We start from the raw sequence: 12,232 nt of genomic DNA, 5'->3' as shown, positions 1-12,232 counted from the left end.
CTTAATGAGCTTCTTGATGCATGAAAATGAAATACTTTTTCAGTTCTCTATATGGCTGACTTTTCTGATATCTTATCTTATTGGTTCTATACCATTTGGTCTGATTTTTACACGATTAGCCAAACTTGGTGATGTAAGAACAATTGGGTCAGGAAATATTGGAGCTACAAATGTTTTACGAACAGGAAATAAAAAAATTGCTGCTTTCACACTTCTTTGCGATATATTAAAAGGAACTTTTGTTGTTTTCAGTGTAAGATTTCTAAGTGCTCCAACAGAAAATAGTATCATTATTTTTCTAGCTGGTTTTTTTGCCTTTTTGGGGCATCTCTTTCCTATATGGCTTAAATTTAAAGGTGGTAAAGGTGTTGCAACTTATTTAGGTGTATGCTTGGGGTTTTACTGGCCAGCAGCTGTTGTCTTTATTATTACGTGGATAGCATTTTTTTTACTGGCCCGCTATTCTTCCTTATCTGCACTTATGTCTGTAATTATAGTTCCAATATTTGTTTATTTTTCCTATCCTTCTTTTTATGCTCATTGTATGTTAATCATAATGAGCATACTGGTGATTATAAAACATCATGAAAATATTAGTAGATTATTAGTTGGGAAAGAAGGCAAGATTGGTACTTAAAACGGGGAAAAATAAAGGAATTTTGCTCACGGATCGTCAACGCTTAAACTGGTTACGATTATTGCGAAGTGAAAATATTGGAGCAGTGGGTTTTCGTGATCTTATTGATCATTATAAAACAGCAGAAAGCGCCCTAGAAGCACTTCCTGAACTTAGTAAAAAAGGTGGTCTTTCTACATCTATAAGAATAGCAAGTTTAGAGGACGCTGAAAAAGAAATGCTAGAAGCAGAAAAGTTAGGCATTCGGTTTGTTGGTATAGGAGAACCAGATTATCCAGCTTTCCTAAAAATTACAGAAGCATCACCACCACTTATTGCTATAAAAGGCAATGTATTAGCTTTTCAGAAACCATCGGTTGGAATTGTAGGATCTCGCAATGCTTCAGCTGCAGGTAAAAAGCTTACGGCTCAATTTGCATATTTTCTTGGAGATTCTGGTTTTACAATTATCTCGGGGTTAGCGCGTGGAATTGATAGTATTGCACATCAAGCAAGTCTAAAAACAGGTACAGTTGCAGTTATGGCTGGTGGAATTGATCACATCTATCCTCCTGAAAATAAGAAATTGCATGAAGATATAATCAGTAACGGCGGAGCAATTATTAGCGAAATGCCTATCGCTTGGAAACCTCGCGCTATCGATTTTCCAAGAAGAAATCGTATTATTGCGGGTCTTTCACTTGGACTTCTTGTGGTAGAAGCTGCCATGCGATCTGGATCTCTTATTACTGCACGTCAAGCAGCAGAAATGGGACGATTAATCTTTGCAATTCCGGGTTCTCCACTTGATCCACGATCCGTTGGTACGAACAACCTTATAAAGGACGGTGCTCTTCTAACCACACATCCATCCGATATTGTAGAAGCATTGACACCACTAACACCACCCACTGTCAATATCCAACCGAATTTATTTGAAGAACCATCGTCTCTTCAATTAGAAGGAGAAAGTTGCCATTCATCTAATAAAAAAAATGACAATCCTTCTTCCTTTGGAGATAATGCAGAGCGTGCAGCTGTTCTCTCAGCTCTCTCAACAACTCCAATCGACTTAGATACACTCAGTAATCACTCAGGTGTTTCATTACAAAACCTTTATCTTTTGCTGATGGAACTCGATCTAGCTGGAAAACTTACTCGACACTGTGGTGGTTATGTGTCATTGTCGAGTTCGAATCTTCCCCCAGAGTCTCAGCACTATTAATAATGCTTTGCCCTTCTTTAGCTGCCATATCCAAAAGTAGCGCTAAAAGAGGGCTTCGCGCTTGACGTGCCATCTGGTTCATTTGTTTTGACATATCTGTAATATATTGGATAACTTTTAAATGATTTATAAACATAATCTTCTATCCTTGAGTATTCTCCCCACCTCTCAATAGACGTTACCTTAGTACTCCGCCGTACACTCTTGTATTAACCGTGGAAAATAAAACGTGTAATTTCATATAGGGTATGTTTTAATAATAACAATCACAAGTTGTATAATATCAATTTTTTTATGTGCTCTTAATCAATTGCCATTAGCTATTCCTGTGAAAGGCGTTTATAAAAAAATTTTTATTTCAACATTCGGGTAAAATTATGAATATCGTTATCGTTGAATCTCCAGCAAAAGCAAAAACAATTAATAAATATCTTGGATCTCAATATAAAGTAGTGGCTTCATTCGGACATGTCCGTGATTTGCCTGCAAAAGATGGTTCTGTCTTACCTGATCAAGATTTTTCTATGAAATGGGATATAGATTCTGCCGCTGCGAAACGCTTAAATGAAATAGCAAAAGCAGTTAAAGAAGCTGATAGCCTTATCTTAGCAACTGACCCTGATCGTGAAGGAGAAGCTATTTCGTGGCATATTCTAGATGTTCTTCGTCAAAAAAAAGTTTTAAAGGATAAACCTGTTAAACGAGTTGTATTCAATGCTATTACGAAAAAATCTGTGCTTGATGCGATGAATAATCCACGTGATATTGATATATCACTTGTCGATGCCTACCTGGCACGTCGTGCTCTTGATTATCTCGTTGGTTTTACACTTTCCCCTGTTTTATGGCGAAAACTTCCTGGTGCACGCTCAGCTGGTCGCGTCCAATCCGTTGCTTTGCGTATTATTTGTGACCGTGAATCAGAAATAGAACACTTTATTAAAGAGGATTATTGGTCCATTACAACACACTTAAAAACCATACGAGATGATAGTTTCCAGGCTAGATTAACAATGTTTAATCAAAAAAAGATTGGAAGACTTGATATTCAATCTCAAGAGCAAGCAGATCAGATTCGCTTTATGTTAGAGAAAGCAAAATACCGTACACTCAGTGTTGAAGCAAAACCCGCAAAGAGAAATCCTTTTCCTCCATTTACAACATCCACTTTACAGCAAGCAGCTTCTTCAAAACTTGGTTTTTCTGCTTCTCGGACTATGCAAGTTGCACAAAAACTTTATGAAGGTATTGAAATTAATGGTGAAATGGCAGGGCTTATTACTTATATGCGTACCGATGGTGTTCAAATAGCACCAGAAGCCATTGATTCTGCACGAAAAGTTATTCATGAATCTTTTGGTAAGGAGTATATTCCTGAAAAACCACGTTTTTATTCTACAAAAGCAAAAAACGCACAGGAAGCACATGAAGCTATCCGTCCAACAGATTTTCAACGAATTCCGAATCACGTTCGCAATTTTCTCGATAGTGATCAAGCAAAGCTATATGAGCTTATATGGAAGCGCGCAATTGCCAGCCAAATGCGTTCAGCTGAAATTGAACGTACAACTGTTGAAATTGAAGCACAACAAGGAGAAAACCACGCAAATTTACGCGCTACAGGTTCTGTTATGCGCTTTGATGGTTTTATTTCTGTATATACAGATCAACGAGAAGATGAAAATAATGAAGAAAATGAAACTTTACGTTTACCGGAAATAAATACGAATGAAGTCCTTACAAAAGAAAAAGTTGAATCTGTACAACACAGCACAGAGCCCCCTTCCCGTTATTCTGAAGCTTCTTTAATTAAAAAACTGGAAGAATTAGGAATAGGTCGTCCTTCAACTTATGCATCAACATTAGCTACGCTTTGTGATCGTGGATATATTGTAATTGACAAAAAAAAGCTTATTCCTGACGCAAAAGGACGTATTGTTACAGCTTTTCTTGGAAATTTTTTTAATCGCTATGTTGAATATGATTTTACAGCAAACCTTGAAGAAAAATTAGACCTTATATCAGATGGAAAACTTTTTTGGAAAGATGTGTTGCGCGACTTTTGGGATGGATTTAACGCATCTATTAACAATATCCAAGAACTTCGTATATCTAATGTATTGGACGTTTTAAATGTTGCACTAGCACCTCTTGCCTTTCCTGCCCGTGACGACGGAAGTGATGTTCGTTCCTGTCCTCTTTGTAGTAACGGCCAGTTATCATTAAAATTAGGCCGTTATGGAGCATTTGTTGGCTGTTCTAATTATCCTGAATGTAAATACACACGCCAACTTGGTACAGAAATGGGAGAAGAAAATGAAAATATACGAAATGATGATCCCATTATACTTGGTATTGATCCTCAAACAGAAAAAGAAGTTTCTCTTCGCAACGGTCGTTTTGGACCTTATATTCAAGTTGGTGAAAATAAAGGAGCAAAACGTGTAGGGCTACCAAAAGAATGGGCAACAAAAGATATGACTCTTGAGAAGGCTTTAACTTTAATATCTTTACCTCGTGAAATTGGCCTTCATCCTGAAACAGGAAAAATAATTACGGCTACAATTGGGAGATATGGTCCCTATCTTAGTCATGATGGAAAATCTGCACCTCTTCCCCATATAGATGACGTTTTTGATATCGGTATTAATCGTGCTGTTACAGTACTTGCTGAAAAACAAGAAAATAACAAAAAACGAGGAAGAGCAACACCAGCGGCATTGGCAACATTAGGTGATCATCCAGAGGGAGGAGCTGTGACTGTACGTAATGGACGTTATGGCCCATATGTTAATTGGGGTAAAATTAATGCAACATTGCCGAAAGATAAAGATCCAATGCATGTAGTACTTTCAGAAGCCTTAGAACTTATATCGGCTAAAATATCCGGTAAAAAGAAAACCTCAAAAATAACTTCTTCCTCAAAAAAAGAGACATGAATTTTGGCAAAAAATGAAAAAAAAACAAAATATTTACAGTCATTGGATATGGAAAAGCTACCCAATAAGAAGGAAATTCTTGCCTTTATTAATGAGAATCCTGACTTATCAAGCAAACGTGAAATCGCCAGAGCTTTTAATTTAAAAAGCAATTCTCGTATTTGGTTAAAAAATATATTACGTGAATTAAAGGATGAAAATCTTATATCTACAAAGCGTAAAAAGGCGATAAGCAAAGAAAAGTTACCGCCGATTGTTTTAGTAAAAATTAATGAGCGCGATAAAGATGGTGGATTAATTGCACAACCTCTTGAATGGAAAAATGATTCAAAACCCAATATTATAATAAACCATTTTTACCGCACAAAAGGGATAAATATCGGTGTTGGAGACCATATTCTTGTAAAAATTTTTCGCAATAAAACGTCTAAAGTTTTTCCTTATACAGGACGAATTATTCGCAAGATTGACCTTCCCCCTAAAAGTATATTTGGTATTGTACAAAAATTAGAAAATGGTCAATGGAGACTTGAGCCCATAGATCGTAAAATAAATGAACTAACTCTTGAAACATTATCAGAAATGAAGATAAAATCTGGTGATCTTGTTGAAGTTGAAATTAAAAAACATACTGGTTATGGATTTAAAAGTGCACAGATAAAAAATGTTTTAGGACATATTAATAATGAAAAATCATTGTCAATGATTGCTCTTCTTTCAAAAGGAATTCCCTATATTTTTCCTGAAGATGTTCTGGAGCAAGTAAAACATATAAAACCTGCTAGCATAGATGATCGCGAAGATTGGCGGCAATTACCTCTTGTTACAATCGATCCACCAGATGCAAAAGACCATGATGATGCAGTTTATGCAACAAAGGATGAAAATCCTGAAAATCTTGGTGGGTGGATCGTTATCGTCGCAATTGCAGATGTTTCTTACTATATAAAAGTAGGAAGTGCTTTAGATAAAGAAGCATTAAAACGGGGAAATTCTGTGTATTTTCCTGATACTGTTGTGCCGATGTTGCCGGAACGCATTTCTAATAATTTATGTTCTTTATGCGAAGGAAAAGATCGACCTGCTTTAGCAGTTCGTATGGTTTTTGATGCAAATGGTAATAAACGAAACCATAGTTTTCATCGAGTTATGGTGCGTGTGGTAGCAAAGTTTTCTTATCAAGAAATCCAATCAGCAATTGAAGGACAAATTAATAAAAAAATAGAGCCCTTTTTTGAAAATATTGTGCAACCATTATGGAAAGCATATAAGAGCCTTAAAATTGCGCGGAATCTTAGACAGCCACTGGAATTAGAAATAGCAGAAAAAAAGATTATCCTTGATAAAAATGGATGTATCAAAAATGTTGTGAATGAACCACATCTAGAAGCACATCGTTTGATTGAAGAGTTGATGATACAAGCAAATATTGCAGCTTCTGAAACATTAAAAAAGCATCATCAACCCCTCCTCTATCGTGTTCATGATACTCCCTCTCTTGCAAAACAGGAAGTATTACGGACTTTTCTGCAAAGTTTAGGGCTGTCACTTTCACGCGGTGCTGAATTAACATCAGCACGCCTTAACAATATTCTAGCAAAAGTCGCAAATACTCAACAACAAGAATTAGTTAATCAAGTTATTCTGCGTTCACAATCTCAAGCAGAATATAACCCTCAAAATATTGGTCACTTTGGTTTAAATTTGCATAACTATACACATTTTACATCACCAATCCGTCGTTATGCTGATCTTATTGTTCATCGTGCACTCATTAAAGCCCTAAAATTAGGAAAGGATAAATTAACAGATAAACAAGAACACGATCTTGCAGAAATTGCTACAAAAATTTCTTTATATGAACGGCGTGCAATGATAGCTGAAAGAGAAACTGTTGATCGGCTTGTCGCACACTATTTAGCCAATAAAATTGGTTATACTTTTAAAGGTCGCATTTCTGGAGTTACAAAAGCAGGTCTTTTTGTCTCACTTGATAAACTCAATACAGATGGTTTTGTACATATTTCTACACTTAAAAATGATTATTATCATTTTGATGAAGCACAACATACTCTAATAGGACAGCAAAATCATAAAGGGTATCAATTAACGGATAGCGTAGAAGTAAAACTCATAACAGTACAACCTTTTGCTGGAGCTTTATGTTTTGAACTTTTAACTGAGCCTCGTCCAATAGCTTTTTCATCTACCTCTTATCATAAAAGGAAGTTTATCGAGAAAAAACGAAAGCGCACTCTTTATAAAAAGAAAAAATACATAAAATAATAAAAATTTTAATATAAATAAATTATTGTACTATCCTCTCCTTAAATGAAATTTTGAGGATAAAAACAAAAAAGTAGTAAATTTATACCAACAAATGATCTATAATATATCATTGTTATATTATTTTAACATATTTCTTTCGCATATAAGGTTATATATTTCATCTGTCTCAATAAATAAGCATAGTAAAAAATAAAACGGATAAACTTGCCTTTTTTCATTCCAAATTTACTTTTCATAATTAGATGAATAACAGAAATAATTAATTCCTATGATAAAAAAAACTTTACCTTCTCCCAATAATTCTTTGCGTGCAATTATTGCCGCTATTACAACCATTGGCACCGTTGGAGCAGCATTGGGAATGGGAACGCAACTTGTTTCACTTTTAATGGCTAAAAAGGGAATTTCAAATAGTGCCATCGGTTACAGTGGAACAGTTGGTGGAATTGCCACAATTATTGCCGCAGTTTTTACTGCTCGAATCGCCATGTATTTAGGTATTGCTAAAACAATATTATTGATGATGGCTATAGGATATTTGAGTTTTTTAGGATTTTATTTTTTTGAACACATAGGGGTTTGGTTTATTTTAAGGTTTATATTACATTTCACTATGACAGTTATGTTTATTCTTTCAGAGTTTTGGATTAACAGTTATGCTCCCCCTAAAAAACGTGGTTTGGTACTTTCTATTTATGCAATTGTATTAGGATTAGGGTTTGCTATAGGACCAACCCTTCTTGCAAAAGTAGGTACTCAAGGATTTTTACCTTTTGCCACAGGCTGTATCCTTATTTTACTTGCTGCTATACCAATTATTGCAGCTTGGAAATTAAGTCCAGAATTTAAAGAAAATCAGCCTACACCATTTTTTCCTTATATTTTGCACGTTCCAAGTGCAATGATGGCAGTATTTGTTTACGGTGCTATTCAAATGGGAGCCTTAACTCTTATAACACCTTTTAGTTTATCCATTGGATATAGCGAAAAAGAGGCTGCACATTTTATGGCAACCCTCGCACTTGGCAATGTTTTTCTTTTAATTCCTATAAGTATTATAAGTGATTATGCAAAAGACAGGCGCTATCTTCTTATAAGCTGTGCTCTCTTAGGTTTTATTGGAACTTTTATGATACCATGGGTCATTCAATATCCATGGATTTTAATGTCTGATCTTTTTCTTCTTGGTGGTGTATCTGCTGGTCTTTATACAATTGGTCTTGCACATCTAGGTGCACGCCTTCAAGGACATGAACTTGCTATTGCAAATTCTGCTTTTATCTTTTGCTATGGGATTGGTATGCTTATTGGTCCAACCATTATCGGACAATCTATGGATCTATTTAAACCTTTTGGTTTTTCAGTAGCAATATCTTGTTTTTTGGGTTTATATAGTATTTTAGTATTTGTTCAGCTTATAAGAAAACGAAACAGCCCTTGACTTTTTTTTGAACATCCGTAGTGTTGCCGCAAAGTCTGATTAGATTTAAAATAGCTTTTGATAAGAAGATAATATCATTATTCAAAATAAATAGGATACCTCAATTATGGCTAAGGCAGCAACCATCAAAATTAAGCTTTTATCAACGGCAGATACTGGTTTTTTCTATGTTACAAAGAAAAACAGCCGTACAACTACAGACAAAATGAGTAAACGTAAGTATGATCCAGTTGTAAGAAAACACGTTGAATTTAAAGAAACAAAAATAAAATAATAGGTTAGAGAGTTTAACTTGTATCTTTTGCAAAAGAAGCGAAAGGTATTTTTTCCTTTCGAATTACCTGAAAAATGTTTTTTTATAAAAAGTAAAGCGTGTGGATAATATAAAAGTGAGTTGGTTTGTTTTTTGAGCGCTTATTTAGATTTTAATTATAAAATCTATTATAATATGATAACCATGCAATTGTGCATATAAACCGAATATGCCAGTTTATAAAATATAATGAGATTAATTCATTCAATACTTATTAAGAGCAAAAGAGTGAAATTATATCCTGCAAATTATAAATGCTTGTATTAAATTAAGCATGTTGGTGATAATAATTTTTATGCCATGAAAAAAAAATATTTTCATCTAAGCAACTTGAGCTTAAAAATTATTAGTTTTAGCATTATTAGCTTTCTTCTTATTATGACAGTGTATTTTAAACAAATACAGACAGCCCCTAAAGGGACTGCTTTTGTTTCTAAATCATCTATCAAAGGAAATGCAGTCGTCATTGATGGTGATTCGATCATGATTTCTTCCATTATGATTCGGCTTATAGGGATTGACGCTCCTGAGCTTCAACAATTTTGTGGTAATAAGGAAGCGCGCTATCCGTGTGGACTTGAGGCGAAAAAATATTTAGAGCATCTCATAGCCAATCAACCTGTTACATGTCATTGGCATAAAAAAGATAAATATCGTCGTATCCTTGCAACATGTAACACAAAACAAATTAGCAATATTAATGCAACGCTTGTACGTGATGGCTGGGCTTTAAGTTACTATGATTATCCCAAAGAAGAACAAGAGGCTAGAAAGAAAAAAGAAGGAATATGGCAATCAAGTTTCCAAAAACCAAAAAAATGGCGAAAAAGACATCCTCGAACAGAATAGAGGAAATATTTTTTTCAGAAAAAGTTTTCTAATTTTTATTTTTCGATGAAGCAAGAACATTATAATCAAATTGCCAAACTTGAAAAGGAAATTTATTCTTGTCGTATTTGTAGGCAGGACCCTCATTATCTTCCTCCTCTTCCCCATGAACCAAATCCTGTAGTTTATTTATCTGATACGGCCTCAATTGCAATTGCAGGCCAAGCACCAGGATTGCGTGTCCATGAAAGTTCTATCCCTTTTAATGACCGTTCTGGTGAAAAATTGCGTCATTGGCTAAATGTAACAAAAGATGAGTTTTATAACAGATCCCTGTTTGCTATTGTTCCAATGGGGTTTTGTTTTCCAGGTTATGATTCCAATAAATCTGATTTACCACCAAGACGGGAATGTCAAAAAATATGGCATGAAAAAGTATTCCAAGCTATGCCTCAAATAAAACTTGTTCTTGCTATTGGAAGTTATGCTCAAAAATGGCATATTACAGAGCTACAACATAAAACCGTATCCGCTACTGTTTATGATTGGAAAAACATTCTTTCCATACGTCAACCTCGAGGCTATAATGTTATGCCTTTGCCTCATCCGTCATGGAGAAATACTTTTTGGTTACAGAAGAATCCATGGTTTAATGATGAACTTATTGTCTACCTTCGCAATTTAATACGTAAACTTTTATAAAATGAATATTGAGAAAGAAAAGTATGGATCGGCTTGATCGAAAAATTTTGTATCTTTTACAAGAAAATGCAACACTCTCCGTTGCTGATATAGCCAAAAGAGTAGGACTCTCTACAACACCCTGTTGGCGCAGAATTCAAAAGCTTGAAGAAGATGGTGTTATTCAGCGTCGTGTTGCTGTTCTTTCTCCAGAGAAAGTGAATGCGCACGTTACTGTTTTTGTTTCTATTCGAACAAATACACATAGCCATGAGTGGTTTAAACGCTTTTCAAAAATTGTACAAGAATTTCGCGAAGTTATAGAATTTTATCGTATGAGTGGGGATATTGATTATTTATTACGTGTTGTAGTTCCTGATATTGAAGCTTATGATCTTTTTTACAAAAAATTAATTGCCCAAATTGATATTCGTGATGTCTCGTCTTCTTTCGCAATGGAACAGATTAAATATACAACGGAACTTCCACTTAATTATATAAAACTACATGAAAAAACGAATGAACAAAATTCTTAAAACTCTTTTATGAGATAATCGTTTTTTGAATAAATAATTTTTTTATAATATAGCCATTTGTGCATGTGTTAAAATAGCAGCCTTGACAATTCCAGCTGCTATGGCTGCTCCTGTTCCTTCTCCAAGACGCATTTCCAAATTTAAAAGCGGTTTTTTACCAATTTTTTCTAAAAGTTTATGGTGTACCAACTCAGAAGAAACATGCCCAACAAGAGTATGATCAAGAGCCGTTGGATTCATTTTATAAAGGACTGCTGCTGCTGCTGTTGCCACAAAACCATCTAAAATAACTGGCACTTTTTCCATTCTTGCAGCTAAAATAGCTCCAACCATGGCAGCAATTTCACGTCCTCCTAAGCGACGCATTATTTCTAAAGGATCATTAAAGTGATTTTTATGTAAAGCAATCGCTTTTTTAATTGCTGCTATTTTACGTTGATAAAATTCCCCTTCAGATCCCATACCACTCCCAGTCCATTCCTCAACATCTCCTCCAAACAAGGCTAAGCATAATGCTGAAGCTATTGTGGTATTTCCAATTCCCATTTCGCCTATACACAAAAGATCTGTCCCTCCAGCGATGGATTCCATTCCAAATGCCATAGTAGCAGCTGCACTACGTTCATCCATTGCTGCATCTTTAGTAATATTCATTGTGGGATATTCCAATGCCAAATCGAATATTTTTAACCCAAGATCATACGCTATGCAAATCTGATTGATAGCAGCACCACCAGATGAAAAGTTTTCTACCATTTTTTGTGTCATTGATTGCGGGAATGGTGTAACATTTTCTTCCGTAATACCATGATTTCCAGAAAAAATGGCGACCAAAGGTCGTGTTATAAGAGGTTTTTCTGTCCCTCTCCACCCCGCATACCAAACAGCAATATCTCCTAACTTTCCTAGTGCTCCTTGTGCTTTTGTTAGACTTTTTTGCCGTTTTTTTGCCAAAATTATAGAAAATTCATCAGCAACAGGTAAATTTTTAAGTAAAGCACGAAAATCATCAAATGGGCTGATGGGCATAGAGACACCTTTTAAAATTTACAATATGTAATGAGAATCTTATTATATACAGAGGATATGAATAATTTATTGGTTTTTTTTAAGAAAAATATAAAGCCTGTAAAATAACATAACCCAAATGATTTGTGCAGGTTATTTTTTGCTAATTGATTGTTTTTCAAAATTTATGAATAAACATATATTATCAATATGTTATCTTCTTTTTATATAGATATTTTATCTTACTTTATCTTGTAAAAAGTATTGATACATGCTGTAACTATGTTACTAATACTTTTTTTAAGATATAAAGTGATGATCTGATGAAATTAAAAATTTAAATTTTTCCTCAATTT

General features: G+C 34.6%; 11 protein-coding genes. 9 read left to right on the top strand and 2 right to left on the bottom strand.

The genetic code is table 11. From position 1 onward, the window contains the following. Window positions 1-16: 16 nt before the first annotated feature. Window positions 17-637: a glycerol-3-phosphate 1-O-acyltransferase PlsY gene (gene plsY / locus K3248_RS03810; protein WP_220717017.1), complete on the top strand. Its 621-nt coding sequence runs from the start codon at window positions 17-19 to the stop codon at window positions 635-637. Beyond that, a complete protein-coding gene (gene dprA / locus K3248_RS03805; RefSeq protein ID WP_220717016.1) occupies window positions 627-1,841 on the top strand; it encodes a DNA-processing protein DprA in 1,215 nt (404 codons plus the stop codon). The genes plsY and dprA overlap by 11 nt, the downstream gene beginning before the upstream one ends. Here the strand turns inward: dprA and K3248_RS08710 are convergent. Then, on the bottom strand, window positions 1,771-1,977 hold the full coding sequence (locus K3248_RS08710) for a hypothetical protein (protein WP_246588264.1): 207 nt from the start codon (window positions 1,975-1,977) through the stop codon (window positions 1,771-1,773). The two genes, dprA and K3248_RS08710, sit on opposite strands and share 71 nt — an antisense overlap. 241 nt (window positions 1,978-2,218) lie before the next feature. Between K3248_RS08710 and topA the strand changes: the two genes are divergently transcribed. The 7 genes from topA (at window position 2,219) to K3248_RS03770 (ending at window position 10,868) form a co-directional block, all read left to right on the top strand. Continuing rightward, window positions 2,219-4,780, top strand: coding sequence for a type I DNA topoisomerase (gene topA / locus K3248_RS03800; RefSeq protein ID WP_220717014.1), 2,562 nt, complete (start codon window positions 2,219-2,221; stop codon window positions 4,778-4,780). 3 nt (window positions 4,781-4,783) lie between these two features. Next, complete coding sequence (rnr, locus tag K3248_RS03795; protein WP_220717013.1) at window positions 4,784-7,066, top strand: ribonuclease R; 2,283 nt, start codon at window positions 4,784-4,786, stop codon at window positions 7,064-7,066. Between the two features lie 271 nt (window positions 7,067-7,337). After that, the gene (locus tag K3248_RS03790) at window positions 7,338-8,510 is read left to right on the top strand and encodes an MFS transporter (RefSeq protein ID WP_220717012.1); all 1,173 of its coding nucleotides are present in this window, start codon (window positions 7,338-7,340) and stop codon (window positions 8,508-8,510) included. 106 nt (window positions 8,511-8,616) lie between these two features. Continuing rightward, on the top strand, window positions 8,617-8,784 hold the full coding sequence (gene rpmG / locus K3248_RS03785; protein WP_220717009.1) for a 50S ribosomal protein L33: 168 nt from the start codon (window positions 8,617-8,619) through the stop codon (window positions 8,782-8,784). Between the two features lie 339 nt (window positions 8,785-9,123). Then, window positions 9,124-9,672, top strand: coding sequence for a thermonuclease family protein (locus K3248_RS03780; RefSeq protein WP_220717008.1), 549 nt, complete (start codon window positions 9,124-9,126; stop codon window positions 9,670-9,672). Between the two features lie 45 nt (window positions 9,673-9,717). Next, entirely contained in the window at window positions 9,718-10,353 is a 636-nt protein-coding gene (locus tag K3248_RS03775) for a uracil-DNA glycosylase family protein (RefSeq protein WP_220717007.1), read from the top strand. Window positions 10,354-10,376: 23 nt separating this feature from the next. After that, entirely contained in the window at window positions 10,377-10,868 is a 492-nt protein-coding gene (locus tag K3248_RS03770) for an Lrp/AsnC family transcriptional regulator (protein WP_220717006.1), read from the top strand. A gap of 42 nt (window positions 10,869-10,910) precedes the next feature. On the opposite strand, the gene cobT is transcribed toward K3248_RS03770, so the two are convergent. Continuing rightward, on the bottom strand, window positions 10,911-11,897 hold the full coding sequence (gene cobT, locus K3248_RS03765) for a nicotinate-nucleotide--dimethylbenzimidazole phosphoribosyltransferase (RefSeq protein WP_220717005.1): 987 nt from the start codon (window positions 11,895-11,897) through the stop codon (window positions 10,911-10,913). Window positions 11,898-12,232 lie beyond the last annotated feature (335 nt).

Origin of the sequence: Bartonella raoultii (assembly GCF_019659805.1) — a bacterium.
Classification (GTDB): domain Bacteria; phylum Pseudomonadota; class Alphaproteobacteria; order Rhizobiales; family Rhizobiaceae; genus Bartonella; species Bartonella raoultii.
The sequence above is the reverse complement of the archived record's forward strand: the minus strand, read 5'-3'. Positions and strand labels throughout refer to the sequence as shown.

Excerpts from the sequence above, each read along its gene's own strand:
- plsY (WP_220717017.1), top strand. The coding sequence starts at position 17 with ATGCATGAAAATGAAATACTTTTTCAGTTCTCTATATGGCTGACTTTT.
- K3248_RS08710 (WP_246588264.1), bottom strand. The coding sequence starts at position 1,977 with ATGTTTATAAATCATTTAAAAGTTATCCAATATATTACAGATATGTCA.
- topA (WP_220717014.1), top strand. The coding sequence starts at position 2,219 with ATGAATATCGTTATCGTTGAATCTCCAGCAAAAGCAAAAACAATTAAT.
- K3248_RS03790 (WP_220717012.1), top strand. The coding sequence starts at position 7,338 with ATGATAAAAAAAACTTTACCTTCTCCCAATAATTCTTTGCGTGCAATT.
- rpmG (WP_220717009.1), top strand. The coding sequence starts at position 8,617 with ATGGCTAAGGCAGCAACCATCAAAATTAAGCTTTTATCAACGGCAGAT.
- K3248_RS03780 (WP_220717008.1), top strand. The coding sequence starts at position 9,124 with ATGAAAAAAAAATATTTTCATCTAAGCAACTTGAGCTTAAAAATTATT.
- K3248_RS03775 (WP_220717007.1), top strand. The coding sequence starts at position 9,718 with ATGAAGCAAGAACATTATAATCAAATTGCCAAACTTGAAAAGGAAATT.
- K3248_RS03770 (WP_220717006.1), top strand. The coding sequence starts at position 10,377 with ATGGATCGGCTTGATCGAAAAATTTTGTATCTTTTACAAGAAAATGCA.
- cobT (WP_220717005.1), bottom strand. The coding sequence starts at position 11,897 with ATGCCCATCAGCCCATTTGATGATTTTCGTGCTTTACTTAAAAATTTA.